The 19,134-nt window shown below is 67.5% G+C and carries 21 protein-coding genes and 1 other RNA gene; 7 read left to right on the top strand and 15 right to left on the bottom strand.

The features are described 5' to 3' along the window. Nucleotides 1-4: 4 nt before the first annotated feature. Both fmt and def read right to left on the bottom strand, forming a co-directional pair. The gene (fmt, locus tag CSC94_RS03825; protein ID WP_280949973.1) at nucleotides 5-934 is read right to left on the bottom strand and encodes a methionyl-tRNA formyltransferase; all 930 of its coding nucleotides are present in this window, start codon (nucleotides 932-934) and stop codon (nucleotides 5-7) included. 37 nt (nucleotides 935-971) lie between these two features. Next, the gene (gene def, locus CSC94_RS03820) at nucleotides 972-1,505 is read right to left on the bottom strand and encodes a peptide deformylase (RefSeq protein WP_099303849.1); all 534 of its coding nucleotides are present in this window, start codon (nucleotides 1,503-1,505) and stop codon (nucleotides 972-974) included. Nucleotides 1,506-1,608: 103 nt separating this feature from the next. Here def and CSC94_RS03815 point away from each other — a divergent pair, with 103 nt between their 5' ends. Then, nucleotides 1,609-2,865, top strand: coding sequence for a DNA recombination protein RmuC (locus CSC94_RS03815; protein WP_099303847.1), 1,257 nt, complete (start codon nucleotides 1,609-1,611; stop codon nucleotides 2,863-2,865). Between the two features lie 110 nt (nucleotides 2,866-2,975). Continuing rightward, on the top strand, nucleotides 2,976-3,290 hold the full coding sequence (locus tag CSC94_RS03810) for a TraR/DksA family transcriptional regulator (RefSeq protein ID WP_099303845.1): 315 nt from the start codon (nucleotides 2,976-2,978) through the stop codon (nucleotides 3,288-3,290). 175 nt (nucleotides 3,291-3,465) lie between these two features. Here the strand turns inward: CSC94_RS03810 and CSC94_RS24485 are convergent, their stop codons facing one another. Further along, nucleotides 3,466-3,639, bottom strand: a complete 174-nt coding sequence (locus tag CSC94_RS24485) for a hypothetical protein (protein ID WP_165784302.1) — start codon at nucleotides 3,637-3,639, stop codon at nucleotides 3,466-3,468. Nucleotides 3,640-3,797: 158 nt separating this feature from the next. Between CSC94_RS24485 and CSC94_RS03805 the strand changes: the two genes are divergently transcribed. After that, on the top strand, nucleotides 3,798-4,832 hold the full coding sequence (locus CSC94_RS03805; RefSeq protein WP_099303843.1) for an NADP-dependent oxidoreductase: 1,035 nt from the start codon (nucleotides 3,798-3,800) through the stop codon (nucleotides 4,830-4,832). Between the two features lie 4 nt (nucleotides 4,833-4,836). Here CSC94_RS03805 and CSC94_RS03800 read toward each other — a convergent pair whose 3' ends face one another. From CSC94_RS03800 to CSC94_RS03785, 4 genes are all read right to left on the bottom strand, one after another. Next, nucleotides 4,837-6,069: a lytic murein transglycosylase gene (locus tag CSC94_RS03800; RefSeq protein WP_099303841.1), complete on the bottom strand. Its 1,233-nt coding sequence runs from the start codon at nucleotides 6,067-6,069 to the stop codon at nucleotides 4,837-4,839. 82 nt (nucleotides 6,070-6,151) lie between these two features. After that, nucleotides 6,152-6,760 (bottom strand): recombination mediator RecR, encoded by a 609-nt coding sequence (recR, locus tag CSC94_RS03795; RefSeq protein ID WP_099304036.1) that lies wholly within the window; start codon nucleotides 6,758-6,760, stop codon nucleotides 6,152-6,154. A 42-nt stretch (nucleotides 6,761-6,802) separates the two neighbouring features. Continuing rightward, nucleotides 6,803-8,401: an ATP-dependent DNA ligase gene (locus tag CSC94_RS03790; RefSeq protein WP_099303839.1), complete on the bottom strand. Its 1,599-nt coding sequence runs from the start codon at nucleotides 8,399-8,401 to the stop codon at nucleotides 6,803-6,805. After that, nucleotides 8,398-9,423, bottom strand: coding sequence for a ligase-associated DNA damage response exonuclease (locus tag CSC94_RS03785; RefSeq protein ID WP_099304034.1), 1,026 nt, complete (start codon nucleotides 9,421-9,423; stop codon nucleotides 8,398-8,400). The genes CSC94_RS03790 and CSC94_RS03785 overlap by 4 nt, the downstream gene beginning before the upstream one ends. A 134-nt stretch (nucleotides 9,424-9,557) precedes the next feature. Here CSC94_RS03785 and CSC94_RS03780 point away from each other — a divergent pair, with 134 nt between their 5' ends. Continuing rightward, nucleotides 9,558-10,058: a GNAT family N-acetyltransferase gene (locus CSC94_RS03780; RefSeq protein ID WP_099303837.1), complete on the top strand. Its 501-nt coding sequence runs from the start codon at nucleotides 9,558-9,560 to the stop codon at nucleotides 10,056-10,058. 16 nt (nucleotides 10,059-10,074) lie between these two features. Here the strand turns inward: CSC94_RS03780 and CSC94_RS03775 are convergent, their stop codons facing one another. From CSC94_RS03775 to ffs, 4 genes are all read right to left on the bottom strand, one after another. Next, a complete protein-coding gene (locus CSC94_RS03775) occupies nucleotides 10,075-10,959 on the bottom strand; it encodes a DMT family transporter (RefSeq protein WP_099303835.1) in 885 nt (294 codons plus the stop codon). 60 nt (nucleotides 10,960-11,019) lie between these two features. After that, on the bottom strand, nucleotides 11,020-11,343 hold the full coding sequence (locus CSC94_RS03770; RefSeq protein ID WP_099303833.1) for a YbaB/EbfC family nucleoid-associated protein: 324 nt from the start codon (nucleotides 11,341-11,343) through the stop codon (nucleotides 11,020-11,022). Nucleotides 11,344-11,370: 27 nt separating this feature from the next. Further along, nucleotides 11,371-13,203 (bottom strand): DNA polymerase III subunit gamma/tau, encoded by a 1,833-nt coding sequence (locus tag CSC94_RS03765; protein WP_099303831.1) that lies wholly within the window; start codon nucleotides 13,201-13,203, stop codon nucleotides 11,371-11,373. A gap of 100 nt (nucleotides 13,204-13,303) precedes the next feature. Then, nucleotides 13,304-13,401: signal recognition particle sRNA small type (ffs, locus tag CSC94_RS03760), an RNA gene on the bottom strand. Nucleotides 13,402-13,564: 163 nt separating this feature from the next. Between ffs and CSC94_RS03755 the strand changes: the two genes are divergently transcribed. Together CSC94_RS03755 and nudC are read left to right on the top strand one after the other, a co-directional pair. Then, on the top strand, nucleotides 13,565-13,993 hold the full coding sequence (locus CSC94_RS03755) for an HIT domain-containing protein (protein WP_099303829.1): 429 nt from the start codon (nucleotides 13,565-13,567) through the stop codon (nucleotides 13,991-13,993). A gap of 45 nt (nucleotides 13,994-14,038) precedes the next feature. After that, a complete protein-coding gene (gene nudC, locus CSC94_RS03750) occupies nucleotides 14,039-14,986 on the top strand; it encodes an NAD(+) diphosphatase (RefSeq protein ID WP_099303827.1) in 948 nt (315 codons plus the stop codon). A gap of 16 nt (nucleotides 14,987-15,002) precedes the next feature. On the opposite strand, the gene CSC94_RS03745 is transcribed toward nudC, so the two are convergent. The 4 genes from CSC94_RS03745 to CSC94_RS03730 are packed head-to-tail and all read right to left on the bottom strand — an operon-like array spanning nucleotide 15,003 to nucleotide 18,177. Next, a complete protein-coding gene (locus CSC94_RS03745; RefSeq protein WP_099303825.1) occupies nucleotides 15,003-15,800 on the bottom strand; it encodes a DUF1206 domain-containing protein in 798 nt (265 codons plus the stop codon). Beyond that, nucleotides 15,797-16,492: a phosphatase PAP2 family protein gene (locus tag CSC94_RS03740; RefSeq protein WP_099303823.1), complete on the bottom strand. Its 696-nt coding sequence runs from the start codon at nucleotides 16,490-16,492 to the stop codon at nucleotides 15,797-15,799. The genes CSC94_RS03745 and CSC94_RS03740 overlap by 4 nt, the downstream gene beginning before the upstream one ends. A 56-nt stretch (nucleotides 16,493-16,548) precedes the next feature. Further along, nucleotides 16,549-17,421 (bottom strand): prephenate dehydratase, encoded by an 873-nt coding sequence (locus tag CSC94_RS03735; RefSeq protein ID WP_099303821.1) that lies wholly within the window; start codon nucleotides 17,419-17,421, stop codon nucleotides 16,549-16,551. A 21-nt stretch (nucleotides 17,422-17,442) separates the two neighbouring features. After that, the gene (locus tag CSC94_RS03730) at nucleotides 17,443-18,177 is read right to left on the bottom strand and encodes a 3-deoxy-manno-octulosonate cytidylyltransferase (protein WP_099303819.1); all 735 of its coding nucleotides are present in this window, start codon (nucleotides 18,175-18,177) and stop codon (nucleotides 17,443-17,445) included. Between the two features lie 201 nt (nucleotides 18,178-18,378). On the opposite strand from CSC94_RS03730, the gene CSC94_RS03725 reads away from it, so the two are divergent. Continuing rightward, on the top strand, nucleotides 18,379-19,029 hold the full coding sequence (locus CSC94_RS03725) for a c-type cytochrome (protein WP_099303817.1): 651 nt from the start codon (nucleotides 18,379-18,381) through the stop codon (nucleotides 19,027-19,029). The last annotated feature ends 105 nt before the right edge of the window (nucleotides 19,030-19,134 follow it).

Here is a 19,134-nt window from a genome sequence, read left to right as displayed (position 1 = left end):
GGCGTCAGTCCAGCCGCGTTCCGGCTTCGACCGGGTTTCCGCGCAGGAAACCGTCGGCCTCCAGCGCCTTGCCGCCGGCCTTCTGCAACCGGGTCAGGCGCACCGCCCCGGTGCCGCACGCCACGGTGAGCGCGTCGTCCAGCACCGTGCCCGGCGCGCTCCCGCCCGCGGACAGTGTCGATCCGAGCAGCTTGACGCGTTCCCGCTTTCCGCCAAGGTCCATCTCGCACCACGCGCCGGGAAAGGGCGACAGGCCGCGGATTCGGTTGTGCACGTCGGCCGCGGCCTGCGACCAGTCGATCCGGGTCTCGCCCTTGTCGATCTTGCGCGCGTAGGTCACGCCGTCTTCGGGCTGCGGCGCCAGCGTCAGCGTTCCGGCGTCCAGCGCGGCCATGGCTTTCACCATCAGCGACGCGCCGGTCTCCATCAGGACATCGTGCAGGTCTCCGGCGGTCATGTCCGGGCCGATGGCGACCGGCTCGCTCATGGCGACCGGGCCGGTATCCAGCCCCTCGTCCATCTTCATGATCATCATCGCGGTTTCGCTGTCGCCGGCCATGATGGCGCGCTGGATGGGCGCGGCACCGCGCCAGCGCGGCAGGGCGGAGGCATGACCGTTGAAACAGCCGAGACGCGTTCCCTCCAGAACCGCCTTCGGCAGAAGCAGGCCATAGGCGACGACAACAGCCACGTCAGCCGCCAGCGCCCGGAAGGCTGCCTGCTCGGCGTCCTGTTTCAGGGAAACGGGGGTGCGGACCTCCAGCCCCAGCGCCGCGGCGGCCCGGTGTACCGGCGAGGGGGTCAGTTCCAGGCCCCGGCGGCCGGCCTTGCGCGGCGGCTGCGAATAGACCGCGACGATGTCGTGACCGGCCCGGTGCAGCGCCTGAAGCGTGGGCACGGAAAAATCCGGCGTTCCCATGAAGATGATGCGCAAGGCGGCGTCTCCCGGCGGTTTGAAGGCGGTACGGGCGTCAGCCGACCATGGTGCGGGTGCCGCCGCGTTCCTTCGCCAGCTTCCTGAACTTCTTGATGACCATCTCGCGCTTCAGGCGCGAGATGTGGTCGATGAAGAGCACGCCGTTCAGATGGTCGATCTCGTGCTGCAGGCAGGTGGCCATCAGGCCGTCGGCCTCGATTGTCCGCTGCTTGCCTTCCAGGTCCAGGTAATTGACCGTCACGTGTGCCGGACGCTCGACCTCGGCATAGTAATCCGGGATCGAGAGGCAGCCTTCCTCGTAGACGGAGCTGTCGTCGCTGGTGGCGACGATCTCGGGATTGACGAAGACATGGGGCCGCGGCTCCTCGTCCTCCTTGGCGAGATCGATCGTCAGCATGCGCAGCGGTTCGCCCACCTGGATCGCCGCAAGCCCGATGCCGGGCGCATCGTACATGGTGTCCAGCATGTCGCGCGCGAAGGCGCGCAAGGCGTCATCGACGCGCTCGACCGGTTTGGAAACCTCGCGCAGGACAGGATCGGGCAGCAGAACCAGGGGTTTGATCGACATGACCTGCACATAAGCGTTTGCGGGGGCAGCGTCAACGCGGCACGTGGCCTTTGTTCGCGTTTTGATCTCGCTTCGAGCGCGCAAAACTGCTAGCGTCGGAGGCATGGAATCGATCAAAGCCCTCCTGGCGGAACCGGTCGGCCAGGCAGGCCAGACGGTGATCACGCTCGGTCACATAGCGCTGGCCGCGCTCGTACTGGTCGTAGCGGCCGTTTTCGCGGCCTGGCGGCGGAGCGCGCGGCAGGCTGGCGTGCGCGCGGCGGCCGAGGCCGAGCGGGACCGGCGCGAGGCCGACCAGCAGCGCCTGCTGGCGGACCTGATGAAGGCCCAGGGCGAGATGCAGGGGCGCATGGCGACGCTGGCCGACGTGTTCGGCTCGCGCCAGGCCGAGCTCAACCAGTCGATCCGCGAACGGCTGGACGGCATGACCAGCCGGATCGGGCAGACCATGAGCGAGCAGACCCGGGCGACGCACGAGAACCTGGCGAAGCTGCAGGAGCGGCTGGCGGTCATCGACACGGCACAGACCAACATCCAGTCGCTGGCCGGCCAGGTGGTCGAGTTGCAGGCCATCCTGTCGAACAAGCAGACCCGCGGCGCCTTCGGCCAGGGCCGGATGGAAGCGATCATCGCCGATGCGCTCCCGGCCGGGGCCTACGAGTTCCAGGCGACGCTGCCGAACGGCTCGCGGCCGGACTGCCTGATCCTGATGCCCAACGGCGCACCGCCGCTGGCCATCGACGCGAAGTTTCCGCTGGAGGGCTGGAACGCGGTCCGAGACGCGGAAACGCCGGATGCCGAACGGCAGGCGCGGCAGCGCTTCCGACGCGATATGGAGGTGCATGTCACGGCCATCGCGGAGAAATACCTCCTGCCTGGCGAGACGCAGGACACCGCCTTCCTGTTCGTGCCGTCGGAATCCATCTTCGCCGACATCCACGAGCATTTCGAGGCGCTGGTGCAGAAGGCGCACCGGGCCCGCGTCGTCATCGTGTCGCCGTCGCTGCTGATGCTTTCGGTGCAGGTGGTGCAGGCGGTGCTGAAGGATGCGCGGATGCGCGAGCAGGCCCACCTGATCCAGGGCGAGGTCGCGCACCTGATGGCCGATCTCGGGCGGCTCAACGACCGGGTGATGAAGCTGCAGAACCACTTCGGCCAGGCGTCGCGGGACATCGAGCAGATCGTCACGTCGACGCAGAAGCTGGCGCGACGCGGCGAGACCATCGAAGGGCTGGAATTCGGCCAGCCGTCGGAACCGGCGGAGGCCCGCAGGACGCCTGCCATGCCGTCTGCAGAGGGCCAGGCCAGCACGGAGCCGCCGCAGGGCCGGTTACGCCTGCGGGTGGTCGACGAGGATTGACCCCCGGCCCTGTCTTGAGCCAAATCAACATAAGCTTACAAATTCCGGCATAGTGTGCCGGATAACAGGCCGCCGTCACCGGGCGGCCCAGCAAAGGGAAGAACGAGTCCATGGTCGATGTTGCCTATTTCAAGAACAAACTTCTTTCGCGCCAGGCCGAACTCAAGGAACGGCTGGACGAGATCGAGCACGACCTGGACGAACCGGCGAGCGCCGATACCGAGGAGCGCGCCACCGAGCGCGAAGGTGACGAAGTGCTGGAAAGCCTTGGCAACCAGGGTGCGGCCGAACTGAAGCGGATCGACGCTGCGCTCAAGCGGATCGATGACGGCAGCTACGGCGACTGCGTCAAGTGCGGCGAAGAGATCGCGCCCGAACGGCTGGAACTGCTCCCGGCGACGCCCTTCTGCCGCAACTGCGCCTGAGGGGGCGTCGGCGTTCTTCCGGAGTATTTCCGCCCCACGTTGACGCGCGGCAATGCTCCATCGCCCCGCCTCCCCGCAATTCCGGACGCGAAACCGGAGGCCACTTTCGCTGGAATTGCTCTTCCTCAACGCAATTCCGGACGCGAAACCGGAGGCCACTTTCGCTGGAATTGCTCTAGCGCCTGACGCGGACACGGACCGGCTGCAAGGACAGCCGGTCATAGGCGCGAAGAGCCAGGGCACGGCGCGCGAGGCTGCGGGCCTCGGCTGCCAGGCCGGTCTCCTTCAACATCCTGGCCTGCTTGATCATCATGGCGGCGAGGTCGGTCAGGCGGCTGGTCTTCTGCATCGGTCTTCTCCCATTGGCCCCGACCTCTCTACGGCCGCAGGGCGCAACGGTTCAGCGCTTCACGTTCTGTTTACCATCGGCTTTCTCCCGGCCCTGCCTTGCCCCTTTGCGTGGCCGGCCTATAGTCCTGCGCGACAACCATTTCACAGGAGAGAACCATGGGCGCCACGGGCCAACGCATCATCCTGACAGCCTATCCGAAGGGTATGCCGGGGCATGACGAACTGAAGCTGGAAACGCACGACTACCCGTCGCCCGGCACCGGCGAAGTGCTGCTCAAGATCATCTACCTGTCCCTCGATCCCTACATGCGCGGACGGATGAGCCCGGCGAAATCCTATGCCGCATCGACCCAGCTCGGCGACGTGGTCACGGCGGAAGCGGTCTGCTCTGTCGTCGAGAGCGGCGACGCCTCGCTTGGAACCGGCGACATCGTGCTGGCGCGGACCGGCTGGCAGGACCATGCCGTGATGGCGGCCAGTGCGTGCCGCAAGATCGACCCGGCCGCCGCGCCGATCTCGACCGCGCTCGGCTGCCTCGGCATGCCTGGTTTCACCGCCTATGCGGGACTGATCGAGCACGGCAAGCCGAAGGCGGGCGAGACCGTCGTCGTTTCGGCCGCGAACGGCGCGGTCGGCCAACTCGTGGGGCAGATCGCCAAGATCAAGGGCTGCCGGGCGGTTGGTATCGCCGGGTCGGACGAGAAATGCCGGCAGGTGGTGGACGAGTTCGGCTTCGACGCCTGCGTCAACTACAAGGACGCCGACTTTCCAGATCAACTCAAGGCCGCGTGCCCGGATGGCGTGGACGTCTATTTCGAGAACGTCGCCGGGGACGTGCTGAAAGCCGTGATCCCGCTGTTCAACCCCTTTGCCCGCATGCCGGTGTGCGGCACCATCGCCTACTACAACCTGGCCGGCCTGCCCGATGGGCCGGATTTCCTGCCGATGTTCATGCGGTCCATCCTGGTCAACCGGCTGACCGTGCGCGGTTTCATCAACTACGACCATGAAGCGGAACACCGCGATGCCTTCGAGCGCGAGATGGCGGCCTGGGTGCGCGAGGGCAAGATCCGCTACACGGAAGACATCGTGGACGGGCTGGAGAACGCGGTCGATGCCTTCCAGGGCCTTTTGACGGGCCGCAACAAGGGCAAGATGATCATTCGCGTCTCGCAGGATCCGACCGCCTGAGCCGTCAGCGGATCGCCTTGACGAGGCCGGCGTCAGGGAAACAGGTGGGCCGGCGGCCGTTCTTGGCCTGCCAGTCGCCGATGGAACGCCGGGTCTTGTAGCCCGGCAGTCCGTCGGCGCCGCCCACATCGTAGCCCTTCTTCTCCATCGCCCGCTGCATGCGGGCGATGTCGGACCGGTACAGACGGTCGACCTTCCCCCAGGACTGCGTGAAGTCGCCGACATTCCACTCGATCCGGTCGCCGACATGGCCGACGAAGAGCGCATAGAGATCGCTCTCGTTGTATTCCTTCAGCACATAGAAATTCGGCGTGACGATGAAGGCCGGCCCAAGCCGGCCGGAGGGCATCATCAGGTAGCCTTCGCCCTTCAGCTCATGGTCCGGGAAGGCCTTGCCGTTGACGCGGCGGATGCCCATGGCGGCCCATCGGGCAATCGGCTTGCCGCGGTCCGGGCCTTCCAGCGCACAGGAAACCTCGTCCGGCACCACCACCTCGAAGCCCCAGTCGCGGCCGGTCTGCCAGCCATAGTGGCGCAGGTAGTTGGCGATGGAGGCCAGCGTGTCGGCCTGCGATCCCCAGATGTCGGCATGGCCGTCGCCATCGCCGTCGGCGGCGTGCTTCAGGTAGGAGGACGGCATGAACTGCGGCTGGCCCATGGCGCCGGCCCAGGAGCCCTTCATCCGCGCGGGCGTGGCCATGCCCTTCTGGGCCATCTCCAGCGCGGCGAGCAGTTCCGTGCGGAACAGGTCCTTGCGGGTGGACATGAAGGCCTTGGTGCCGAGCACCTCGAAAACGTTGTAGGGGATCTTCGCGCGGCCATAGCCGCTTTCGCGGCCCCAGATGGCCAGGAGAATGCGGCCCGGCACGCCATAGGCCCCCTCGATGCGCGCCAGCGTGGACGCGAGCTGCTTCTTCAGGCGGCGACCGCCGGCCGTCGCTCCCTGGACGATGCCGGCCTTGAAATAACGCGACGGCGCGCCGAATTCCGCCTGGTGCTGCTTCTTCGGCGTCGTCGCCTTCGATCCCGGCGGCACCAGGTCGGGCAGTTTCCAGTTCAGCGTCACGCCATCGAAGGCGGCATCGAACGTGGACCGGCTGATGCCCTTTTTCGCGGCCTCCGGCCAGAGATCGCCAGCCAGCCAGTCGCGGAACTGGCGCTCCACCTTCGCCGACTGGGCAAGAGCGGGTGACGCGGCGAGGCACAGGAGCAGGACACTCAGGAAAAGGCGGCGCATGAACGGGCGTCTCCGGGCTGGATCGGACGATTCGCCCTCATCCTACCATCGCGGACGGCGGGAAAAAGGCCGGGCCTGCGGATCAGAAATTCGTGCGGGCGCGCAGGGCGGCGGCCAGCGTGCCGTCATCGAGGTAATCCAGTTCGCCGCCCACCGGCACGCCGTGGGCGAGGCGCGTCACCTTCACCTCGAAGCCGGACAGGCGGTCGGTGACGTAGTGCGCCGTGGTCTGTCCTTCCACCGTGGCGTTGACGGCGAGGATGATCTCCGCCACGCCACCGGCGGCGACGCGATCGACGAGGCCGGCGATGTTGAGGTCGTCCGGCCCGATGCCGTCGAGCGGCGACAGCGTGCCGCCGAGCACGTGATAGCGCGCCGCGGTCATCGCCCCGGCCCGTTCGAGCGCCCAGAGATCGGACACGTCCTCGACGACGATGATGACCGAGCCGTCGCGCCGCGGATCGGTGCAGATGTTGCACGGATCGACGGTATCGACGTTGCCGCAGACCGAGCAGGTGCCGACCTTGTCATAGGCATCGGCCATGGCGCCGGCCAGCGGCCCCATCAGCTGGTCCTTCTTCTTGATCAGGTGCAGCGCAGCCCGGCGCGCCGACCGCGGCCCAAGCCCCGGCACCTTGGCCAGAAGCTGGATCAGTTTCTCGATTTCGGGACCGGCGATTCGTCTGGACATGGGCGAGAGATAGACCGGAACGGGCATTTCGGCCAGTCCTGATCAACTGCCGTAGGCCGCCAGCATGGCCTTCAGATCGGCAAGCGTGTTGATCTCGCCGACCGGCTTGTCGCGCCGCCACCTCGCCATGCGCGGAAAGCGCAGCGCGATGCCCGACTTGTGGCGCGTCGAGGCCTGGATGCCCTCGAAGGCGATCTCGAAGACCTGGACCGCGGGCACCGAACGCACCGGGCCGAACCGTTCCAGCGTGTTGGCGCGCACCCAGCGGGTGATCTCGCGGAACTCCGCGTCGGTCAGGCCGGAATAGGCCTTGGTGAACGGCACGAGACTGCCCGTCCCGTCCGGCACGGCGAAGGTGAAATCGGTGAACAGGTTGGCGCGGCGCCCATGGCCGGCCTGGGCATAGATCATCACCGCGTCGACGGTCAGCGGATCGACCTTCCATTTCCACCAGTCGCCACGCTTGCGGCCGACATGGTAGACGCTGTCACGCTTCTTGAGCATCAGCCCCTCGGCGCTGCGCTCGCGCGATGTCTCGCGCGCGGCGGCCAGGTCGCCCCAGCTTCCGGCCGGGACGGTTTCGGACAGCCGCAGCGGCGCATCCGCCGGCAGGGCGCCGACCAGTCCTTCCAGCCGGGCCCGGCGTTCCTCGAACGGGGTTTCGCGCAGGTCCTGCCCGTCCTGCTCCAGGAGATCGTAGGCGGTCATGATGACCGGGGTCCGGGCGAGCATCCTGGCAGAGACCGTCTTGCGGCCGATGCGGGTCTGCAGGGCCTGGAACGGCAGCACCCCGCCATCGCGCCAGGCCATGATCTCGCCATCGATCACCGTGCCGTCGGGCACGAAGTCGAGCGTCGCGGCGAATTCGGGGAAGCGGTCGGTGACCAGTTCCTCGCCACGCGACCAGACGAAGACCTGGCCGGCGCGGCGAACGAGCTGGCCGCGGATGCCGTCCCACTTCCATTCCGCCAGCCAGCCGGAGACGTCACCGAGGCTCTCCGGCCCCGCCTCCAGGGGATGCGCCAGGCAGAAGGGATAGGGGCGCGAGGTGGCTGCCTCGTTGTCGCCCGTCAGGACCAGGCGCTCGAAGGTGGTGGTCTGCGGCGTCCAGTCGCCCATGATGCGGTGGGCGAGCGCGGTTTCCTCGATGCCGGTGGCCGCCGCCAGGGCGCGGGTCATCAGCTTCTGCGACACGCCCATGCGGAAGCCGCCGGTGATGAGCTTGTTGAACAGGAAGCGCCCGGTGCGGTCGAGCCGGTCCCAGGCCGCCCAGATGGCGGCCTTGCGGGCGGCATCATCCATGTCCCGCAGGGCCACGGTTTCGCCGATCCAGCGGGTCAGGCTGTCGTCGCTGGTCTGTCCGGGTTCGGGCAGGACGAGCGCGATGGTCTCGGCCAGATCGCCGACCACCGGATAAGCCTCCTCGAACAGCCACAGCGGGATGCCGGCCCGCTCGGCCGCCCATTCACGCAGGTTGGTCGCCGTGACGGCGCGGCGCGGGCGGCGGCCCGAAAGGAGTGCTATGGTCCAGAGCCGGTCGTCGTCCGGCGCATCGCGAAAATAGCCGGCCAGCGCCGCGACCCTCGCGTTGGTGCTGGTGGTCTGGTCGAGCGCGGTGAACAGGGCGGCAAAACGGTTCATGGGCGCTCCCCGGTCTCGTCCGCGGTGGCGGCGGTGTCGAGGCTTTCGCCCTCGTACTCGGTCGAGACGACATGGGCATCGTAGCCGCGCGATTCCAGCCAGCGGCGGAACGGACCGGTGTAGCCGTGGGTGACGAAAATGCGCTCGGCGCCGGTGGCGGCGATCGCCGCGTTGAGGCCGGTCCAGTCGGCATGATCGCTCATCACGAAGCCGCGGTCGGCGGCACGCCTTCGGCGCACGCCGCGCAGGGCCATCCAGCCCGATGCATAGCCGCGCGAGGCCGGGCCGAAGCGGCGCATCCAGGTGCCGTCCATGGCGGAGGGCGGGGCGATGACGAGGCCGCGGGCGTAGTCGGCGCGCGCCTGGCCGGGCGTCACGCGGATCGTCGGCGGCAGCGCAACGCCCTGCCCGCGCAGCACCTCGTTCATGTTTTCCACCGCGCCATGGGTGAACACCGGGCCGATGGATAGATCCAGGCTGGCCAGCACACGCTGCGCCTTGCCGAGAGAATAGGCGCCGATCACGGCCACCCGTCCGGCATCGGCCGTTGCCCGCCACCAGGCGTTCAACTCGGCGGCGAGCTCGGCCTGGCCGGTCCAGTTGAAGACCGGCAGGCCGAAGGTGCATTCGGTGATGAAGGCGTGGCAGGTTACCGGCTCGAAGGGTTCCGACAGGCCGTCGGCCTCGACCTTGTAGTCGCCGGAAACGACCCAGACCTGGCCGCCCACCTCGACGCGAACCTGGGCCGATCCGGGCACGTGGCCGGCCGGGTGGAAGCTGACCGTCGCATCGCCAAGCGTGAGGCGTTCGCCATAGGCGACCGTCTGCGGCGTCACCCCCAGCCGGCGGGCGATGACCGGCGCAGCCGCCGCCGTGGACAAATAGCGTTCGTGGCCGGGTCGAGCGTGATCCGCGTGGCCATGGGTGATCAAAGCACGATCGACCGGCCGCCAGGGGTCGACGTAGAAATCGCCGGCGGGGCAGTAGATTCCCCTGTCAGTGAAAGTCAGGATGTCGCGCATGGAGGGGTCCTCGTTCGCCAACCATATAGGTGACGGGCGGACGTTTTCATCCGATTGGGGAATGGCAATTCACGGGAATGGCTTTAAAGATTTGCGTGAAACACGAATGACCGGTGCCGCGGGAGGACCCATCCATGAACGACATCGTGATCCGCCAGGCCACGGCCGACGACCGCGATGACCTGGAGGCCCTGATCGGCGCCTGCTACTCGGCGGTCTACCCGGGCTGGTACAGCGACGACATCCTGACCGACGCCATGCCGGCCATGCTGCGCATCGACCCGGCATTGCTGGCGTCGGGGCATTATTTCACCGCCTCGATCGGCGGGCGGCTGGCAGGCTGCGGCGGCTGGAGCAAGACCGCCCCCGGCACGGGACGGCCGGAGGATGCCACCGGCCACATCCGGCATTTCGCCACCGATCCCGACCTGATGCGCGCCGGCGTCGGCAGCGCGATCCTGACCACCTGCATCAACGAGGCGAAGCGGGACGGCGTCGGCCGGCTGATGTGCTTTTCCTCGCGGCCGGCCGAGAAATTCTATGCCCGGCACGGCTTCCGCCGGCTGGAGGAAGTCTCCGTCATGCTGGGCGACGAAATCGCCTTTCCCGCGGTGATGATGGAACGGACGGCCTGACCCCGGCGGTCCGCCGTCACGTGGCGGCGAAGGGCTCGCGGCGCGGGCGGCGCAGAAGCGTGTAGAGGCCCGAGGCCAGGATCAGCGCGGAGCCGACCAGCGCCATGTGGTCGAAGCGTTCGCCGAAGACGACGATCCCCAGCCCGATGCCGAACAGGAGACGCGTGTAGCGGAAGGGGGTCACCACCGCCACCTCGCCCATGCGCATGGCGGCGGTCAGGCTCCAGTAGGCCGTTACACCGAACAGCGAAGCCGCGCCGACAAGGCCCAGGGCCTGTGGCGAGGGCATCTGCGGCGCGCCGGTGAAGGGCAGCAGCAGGAGGCCGGCGATCGTCAGGGCGGCGAAGCCGTGGGCGCCAAGCTGCGGGTTCGACAGGACCTTCGGCGCGGCGCGGGAGGCCAGGTCACGCCCGGCGAAACCGAACATGCCGACGACGGTCCAGAGCGCGGCCGGCACGAAGCCCTCCATGCCCGGCCGGAGCACGATCAGCACGCCAAGGAAGCCGATGCCGACGGCAAGCCAGCGGCGTATGCCGACCTTTTCGCCAAACAGGATGGCCGCGCCCGCCACGACGACCAGCGGCGTGGCCTGCAGGATGGCCGAGGCATTGGAGAGCGGGGTCAGCGCAATGCCGAGCGTATAGCCCAGGCGGCCGATGACCTCGAGCACCGCCTTGTAGAGCAGCGTGCGGCCGAGCATGGCGCGATGCCAGGGCCGCTGGCCCCGCGTGGCCGCGATGGCGGAAAAGCCGATCATGCCGGCAATGCCGAAGAGGATGAGGATCTCGCCGACCGGCAGGCTCATCGCGGCGCGCTTGATGAACATGTCCTCGAAGGCGAAGCAGGCCATGGCAAAGACCATCAGAATGGCGCCGCGCATGTTTTCCTGCGCGAGCGTCATCGCAATCGTCTCCAGCGAAACAAAGCGGTCGACCGCTGGCCTTTCACGGATGTCCCAGTCTCAGAACGGCAGCTTCATGCCGGGCGGAATCGGCAGGCCGGCGGTCAGTTCCTGGGTCTTCTCGGCCATCACCTGTTCGACCTTGGCCTTGGCCTCGTTGTGCGCGGCGAGGATCAGGTCTTCCAGGATCTCGACGTCGTCCTCCTTGAAGAGCGACGGGTCGATCTTCAGGCCGCGCATCTCGCCCTTGCCGGTCAGCGTCACGGTGACGAGACCGCCGCCGGACTGGCCGTCGGCCGTCACGTTGGCCATCTCTTCCTGCAGGGCCTGCATCTTGGCCTGCATTTCCTTGGCCTTGCTCATCAGGCCCATGAGGTCTTTCATCGGTTCTCTCCCGCGTTCGGGTTCATTTCAGAGCAGATCGTCGTCGTCATCGTCGTCGGGCAGCGCCTCGACGGGCATGCCCTCGGCACCCGGCAATTCCTCCGGCGCGGCCGGAAGGCGCACATCGATCACCTTGGCGCCCGGGAACCTGCCCAGGATGGCGGCGACGGCCGGGTCCTTGCTGGCGTCGGAGAACAGCGTCTCGCGCGTCTCCTCCTCGATCTCGGCCAGGGTGCGCCCGCCCTCTTCCTGGCTCAGCGACACCATCCAGTTGCGGCCCGTCCAGGCCTTGAGGCGCTGGGCAATGTCGGTCAACAGGGCACGGTCGGCATTCGGTGTCAGGCTGACGGACAGATGGCCAGGGGTCAGCGAGACCAGCCGAAGGCTGTTGCGAACGCCGATCTTGATCTTCAGGTCCCGGTGCTGGTCGGCCAGCGCGACAATGTCCTCCAGCGAGCGGACGGGGACGGCGTCGGCGACCGGTTCGGGATCGGGCTGGGGTGCGGGGCGCATCTGCGCTGCCGGTTCCGAGCGTGTCTCGACCAGCCGCATGGCCGGGCCGGAGACCGGTTGCGGCGCAGCCCGGGACGAGCCGACGGCTGACGCGGACGTGCCACTCGCGGAGGCAGACGGTCCCGGACCGCCCGACGGTGCCGGGGCTGACGAGGGCGCGCTACCGGACTGGCCGGTGCGCTCGTCGAGGCTGCGGATGGCCTCGTCCAGCGTCGGCAGGTCAGCGGCATGGGCGATGCGGATCAGCACCATCTCGGCGGCCGCATAGGGGCGCGCGGCGTTCTGCACTTCCTGGATGCCCTTGAGCAGCATCTGCCAGGTGCGCGACAGCACGCGTACCGACAGGTTCTGCGAGAAGTCGAGCCCTCGGGTGCGTTCGTCCTGGCTCAACGACGCATCGTCAGCGGCATTCGGGACAAAGCGCAGGCGCGTCACCAGGTGGGTGAATCCGGCAAGTTCGGTGAGCACGATGGCCGGATCGGCACCGGCGTCGTACTGGCCTTTCAGTTCGGCAAGCGCGGCAGGCAGGTCGCCCTTCATCAGCGATTCGAAAAGATCGATGACGCGGGCATTGTCGGCCAAGCCCAGCATGGACCGCACCGCCTGGGCCGTCACATGGCCACCGCCATGGGCGATGGCCTGGTCAAGAATGGATAGCGAATCACGCACCGAGCCTTCCGCCGCACGCGCCATCATGGCGAGCGCGTCGGCCTCGACCTCCACTTCCTCCAGTTCGGCGATGCGGGCGAGATGGCGGGTGAGCGCCTCGGCCTCGACGCGGCGCAGGTCGAAGCGCTGGCAGCGCGACAGCACGGTGACGGGCACCTTGCGGATCTCGGTGGTGGCGAAGATGAACTTGACGTGCGGCGGCGGCTCTTCCAGCGTCTTCAGCAGGCCGTTGAAGGCCGCCGTGGAGAGCATGTGCACCTCGTCGATGATGAAGACCTTGTAGCGCGCCACCGACGGCATGTAACGCACCTGCTCAATGATCTCGCGGATGTCGCCGATGCCGGTGTGGGAGGCGGCGTCCATCTCGATGACGTCGACGTGGCGGCCTTCCATGATGGCCTGGCAATGGTCGCCGGGCACCGACAGCTCGATGGACGGCCGGTCGACCGTCCCGGTCTTGTAATTGAGCGCGCGCGCCAGGATGCGGGCCGTCGTCGTCTTGCCGACCCCGCGCACGCCGGTCAACATCCAGGCCTGGGCGATGCGGCCGGACTGGAACGCGTTGGTGAGCGTGCGCACCATCGGTTCTTGGCCGATCAGGTCGGTGAAATCGCGCGGACGGTATTTGCGGGCCAGCACCCGGTAGGGTGCCTGCTGGCCGCCGGTCTGTTCGCTCATGGCTCGGGCTTGGTCTCCGTTCCTGGCGATACTTGCAGGGGGACGCGGCAGGGTCAATGGAACCCGCGCGGCGACATGGGGACAGGCTGGTTTTCGAAAGGCGGGAGGCTGGCACGATGACCCGTGCCGAAGCTCGTTAGGGCTGCTTCCTTCCGGACCTGACCCGGTTGGCGAGTGGCTCGTCCACCACCAGCCTCCCGACGCCCATATCGTTTCTTTTCGGTCCGAATGCAAGCCGGGAGCGATGAATTTCGACCAATGACCCCGTGCGGGCGCGCAAAAAAGACAAGACAGGGCGGAAAACTTGAGTCAGGATTGTTCTTTCATGGCATCCAGAAGCGAACCGATTGGACGAAAAGGCATGTTGCCACGGGTCAAGGCCGGATTTGAACTCAACAGGCAACTGGAAGCGGACACGCATCCGGTGCTCTGGCTCGGCCTTTGCGAGCTGCGGCTGATGGACGACAGCCGCTGGCCTTGGCTCATCCTGATCCCGCAACGGCCCGACGTGGACGAGCTGCACGAGCTGACGCCGCTCGACCAGGCCATGCTGACCTTCGAGACGAACCTCGTCGCCGGCGCGCTCAAAAGCGTCACGGGTTGCGACAAGATCAATGCCGGCGCACTCGGCAACATCGTTCGCCAGCTGCACTGGCACATCGTGGCGCGCAACGAGGGCGACCCCAACTGGCCGGGCCCCGTCTGGGGCCACGGCGAACGCGTCCCCTGGCGCAAGGAAGACCGGCACCAGTTCGTTTCCAGGCTAAAGGAAGCGGTTTCGGCAGCCTGACCTCCCCTTCATTTCCGCCATCCAGACCTCGACAGGACCCCATTCATGGCCTTTCCGTTTTTTGACGCGCCCGCCGAAGAACCCTCCCGGCGTGTCGGATTTACCGGCAACACGCTCGATCGCCAGTCGGAACACCGCGCCGATGACTGCGTCGAGAAGGCCCTGGACGACCCGTCCGCCCGCCTGTTCGTCTCGCGCGCCGGGCGGCTTTACATGGTGCCGGACGGCGACCGCCTGAACGGGCTGCACGACGTTGCCGGCGCGCAGGCACTGGGGGCGAAGCTCGACCAGGCCATCCTGCTCGGCTACCAGGACGGCCAGCCGATGCTCGCCGCGCCGTCCTCGCGCGACGCGGAGACCCTGCCCGAGACGATCAAGGCGATCGACTACCGGTCGCTCTACATGCAGCAATTGCTGCCGCGCGAGATGGAAGCGGCGCTGGCGCAGGGCGCGGCCCTGCTGGCCTGGCACGGCACGCACCGCTTCTGCGGGCGCTGCGGCGAGAAGACGGCCATTGGCGGCGGCGGCGTCAAGCGGGTGTGCACCGGCTGCAAGGCCGAAACCTTTCCGCGCACCGATCCGGTGGCGATCATGCTGGCGGTCGACGGCGAGCGCTGCGTGCTTGGCCGCAGCCCGCATTTTCCCCCAGGCATGTATTCCTGCCTGGCCGGTTTCATCGAGGCAGGGGAGAGCATCGAGGAAGCGGTGCGGCGCGAAACGCTGGAGGAATCGGGCATTGCCATCGGCCGCGTGGCCTATCACGCCAGCCAGCCGTGGCCGTTTCCGCACTCGCTGATGATCGGTTGCTACGGCGAGGCGGTGTCCTTCGACATCGACCCCGACAGGACCGAACTGGAAGACTGCCGCTGGTTCACCCGTGACGAGGTCCGCGTGATGCTGACGCGCCCGGCGGGCAACCCGGACCTGCCCGCCATTCCGCCGTCGCGCGCCATCGCGCACCGGCTGATCGCGGACTGGGTGGCGGCGGGCTGACGTCGCCGGGCTTGCCTTACGGGTCGGGAAGGCTGACGCGCCGCCAGGCGGCCTCGGCGAAGCTGTAGAGACAGAACAGGACGAGGCCCACGCCCAGGCCGGTCAGGATGATGCCGCCCCAGGGCAGGTTGCGCGTCCACGAAAGCACCGTTTCGGTATCCGGGATCGATTGGCCGCCATAATCGAGCCGCCGCGCCCAGAGCAGGAAGGCGATGACGGCAAAGACCGTGCCGCGGGCGAGCAGGCCGCCGACGGAGACCAGGTGCACCAGGTGTTCGTAGCGCGCCGGCGGGTGGACGTATTTCGTGTAGCCGGCCGTGAGCGCCTTCCAGGCGTGGGCCAGCGCGATGCCGGCGAAAACGGCGGAGAGGATGATGGTGCCACCCCAGGATCCGGTCAGGTGCACGAGGAGCCTGGTGGCACCGGAACCGCCGCCGCCGGAGCCGGAGGATGCGATGCCGGCAAGGCTGAACGCATAGAGGGCAAGCGCGCCGTAGCTCAGGGCGCTGACGAGGAGACCCGCCCTTACCGCGAGCCCCCGGCCGCCATGTCCCAGGTTATCGGCGTCGAAGAGCGACTGCATCAGCCGCCAGGCCGCGTGGGACAGGAGGCCGACGGCCAGCCCCAGCAGGATCAGGCCACCGAAACCCTGCTCCGTCAGGGTGCGAAGCGCACCCTTGGTGCCGGTTTCCTCGGCGGAGCCAAAGGCCGACAGCACGGCCAGGCTGCCGATGACGAGGTAGACGATGCCGCGAGCGGCATAGCCCCAGCGGGCCAGCATGCGCAGCCATTTGCGTGGTCTTGCCGTGGTCATCGCGGCCTCCCGCCGGACTGAAGGACATGCTCGCGCTGGCCGAAGCGGGCGGCGAGACCGAAGACGAGCGATGTCCAGGCCATGCCGAGCGCCCAGCCGGCGATCACGTCCGATGGCCAGTGGACTCCGAGATAGACCCGGCTCAAACCGACCATGGTGGCGAGGATGATGGCCGCCACGACCAGGTACACGGCCACCGCCCGGTGATGAACCTTTCTTGCCAGGACAATGGCGAGCGTAAGCCAGGCCACGACCGAAACCGTGGCGTGGGAACTGGGGAAGCTGACGGAGACGAGGGTCGGGTCGAGATGGCGGACGATGTCGGGCCGCTGGCGGGCGAAAACCTGCTTCAGGCCGGAACTGAGCGCGGACCCGCCGATCACCGACACGGCGACCAGTGCCGTGGAGAAGCGGTCACCCGACAGCCAGAGGAGAATAAGGGCGTTGATGATGGCGAAGACGATGACCGGATACCCGCCGAGCGCTGTCAGCGACCGGACGGTCTGCTCGAACCAGGTCGGCCCGAGGGCGTCCGACATGTCATCGGCAGAGCGGAGGCTTTCCAGAACCCATGTATCGATCGCCTCCGTGTAGCCGCCGCTCATCAGCACGGCAACCAGCAGGAAGACGAGGAGGCCGGCGGTGAATCCGGCAATCCACAGGTTGTTCAGACCCGCCGGGTCCCGGTCCATCGCGCGCTCCTTTTGGCCAAGAACGGGCCGCGGCGCGCAAGGTTCCACCGGTCAGGTCAGTGGCCGTCGGCGTCCTCGGCCTGCGCGGCGCGGAACGGATGGGCCTCGTAGACGCCCAGCACGCGCACGTCACGGGAGAAAAAGGTGAGTTCCTCAAGCGCCAGTTTCACGTTGCGATCGTCCGGATGGCCCTCGATGTCGGCGTAGAACTGGGTGGCGAAGAACTTGCCGCCGGTCTGGTAGCTTTCCAGCTTGGTCATGTTGACGCCGTTGGTGGCGAAGCCGCCCATGGCCTTGTAGAGCGCGGCGGGAATGTTGCGCACACGGAAGACGAAGGTGGTCATCATCAGCTCGTCGCCGACGCGGGACGGGATCACCTTGTCGCGCGACAGGACGACGAAGCGGGTGACGTTGTTCTCGTGATCCTCGACGTCGGAGGCGATGATCTTCAGGCCGTAGAGGTCGGCGGCAAGGCGCGGCGCGAGCGCCGCCTGGGTCTTGTCGGCCATGTCGCGAACCAGGCGGGCGGCGCCGGCCGTGTCGCCGGCGACCAGCGGCTTCCAGCGGTGCTTGCGGATGACCTTGCGGCACTGGCCGAGGGCATGGATGTGGCTGTGCACCGCCTTGATGTCGGAAAGCTCGGCATCGGGCAGAACCATGAGCTGGAAGTGGATCGGCAGGAAGTATTCGCCGACGATGTGCAGCCTGCTTTCCGGGAGAAGGTGATGGATGTCGGCGACGCGCCCGGCGATCGTGTTCTCGATCGGGATCATGGCGAGGTCGGCCTTGCCGCTTTCCACGGCCACGAAGGCATCCTCGAAGGTCGGACAGGGCAGCGGCTCCATGGCCGGAAACATGTCGCGGCAGGCGGTATCGGAGTTGGCGCCCGGTTCGCCCTGGAAGGCGATGCAGTTGGTCTTCGCGATCATGGTCTTTCCTTTCGCCCGCGCTCAGGCATCTCCGCCGAGGATGGCACGGGCCCGTTCGAGATCCTCCGGCGTATCCACGCCCAGGGGCACGGTGTCAACGATTTCCGCGTCGATGCGCATGCCGGCCTCCAGCGCGCGCAACTGCTCCAGCCGCTCCCGCGTCTCCAGGGCGGAGGGCGGCATGGCGACGAAACGGGCCAGCGCCGCGCGCCGCCAGGCATAGAGGCCGATATGATGGTAGAGCGGACCCTCGCCCCAGGGCGCGGTCGCGCGGGTGAAATAGAGCGCGCGCAGGCGGGCAGGCGACAGCGGCGTGCCGACGACCTTGACGACGTTGGGATTGGTCCGCTCCTGCTCGCGGACGATCTCGACGGTCAGCGTGGCGATGTCGACGGTCGGGTCTTCCAGCGGCGCGAGCGCGGCACGCACCGTGGCCCTGTCAATGGTCGGCAGGTCACCCTGGACATTGATGACGACATCGTGGCCGCCGTCCGGGTCGAGCAATTGCAGCGCCTCGAAGATGCGGTCGGAGCCGGACTGGTGGTGGCTGCCGGTCATCACCGCCTCGAAGCCGCCGGCCCGCACCGCCTCCATCACGGCGGGCGTATCCGTGGCAACGACGACACGGCCGCAATCGGCTTCGGCGGCGCGGCGCGCCACCTGGACGATCATGGGCTGGCCGGCGATGTCGGCGAGCGGTTTGCCGGGCAGACGGGTCGAGGCCATCCGGGCCGGAATGAGGACAATCGGCTTCATGTCGGGATCACCTGGAGAAAGTGGCAAAAAGTCTCAGTGGGAGGCTTCTTATATGTGTTGCAACGGCGCTGTAAAAGACATAGGTTCCGCGCGACCGAAAACTGGCCCCGCCAGTCGAGGGATTGGTGCGCCCATGCGTCTAGGTTCCCAACCGCGACCAGGACGCTCAGCGGCGGGGAAGCATGCAGGAGCCTCTGGGACATGGACTCTTTCGAACTCAACAAATTCATCGGCGCGACGCTGGGAACCGTTTTCGTGGTTTTCTCGCTGAGCATTGCATCCGATGCGATCTTCGAATCGCATGACCCGGAACAGCCGGGCTACGTGATCCAGGCCGCGGAGGGCGGCGCTGAGAACACCGGGGGCGAAGCCAAGGACACCGGTCCGGAGCCGGTGGCCCCGCTGCTGGCCAGCGCCGATCCGGCCGAAGGCGAGAAGGTCTTCAAGAAGTGCGCCGCGTGCCACACCGTGGACAAGGGCGGCGCCAACAAGGTGGGCCCGAACCTCTGGGGCGTCGTCGGCCGGCCGATCGCCAGCCACGAGGGCTTCTCCTACTCGGGCTCCATGCAGGAGTTCTCCCAGGGCCAGTCGCTGGTCTGGGACTATGACCACCTGAACCACTTCCTGGCCGCTCCGAAGAAATACATCAGCGGAACCGCCATGGGCTTCGCCGGCCTGAAGAAGGTGGAGGACCGCGCCAACCTGCTGGCCTGGCTGCGCACGCAGGAAGACACGCCCTACCCGCTGCCGGCCGCAGGCGATGCCGCGGCACCGGCCGCCAACGGCGATGCGGCCGCGGCTCCGGCGGCTGGCGACGCGAACGCGGCCCCGGCCGAGGGCAAGACCGAGTAAGGTCCGCCCCATCACGACGATTTGAAAGAAGCCGGCCTCGCAGCCGGCTTTTTTAATGTTCCTGTCATGTTGGAAGGGCTTGCCGCTCTTTCAATCGCCACAAAA

Origin of the sequence: Zhengella mangrovi (genome assembly GCF_002727065.1) — a bacterium.
GTDB classification, from domain to species: domain Bacteria; phylum Pseudomonadota; class Alphaproteobacteria; order Rhizobiales; family Rhizobiaceae; genus Zhengella; species Zhengella mangrovi.
This window is presented reverse-complemented; position numbering and strand designations above follow the sequence as displayed.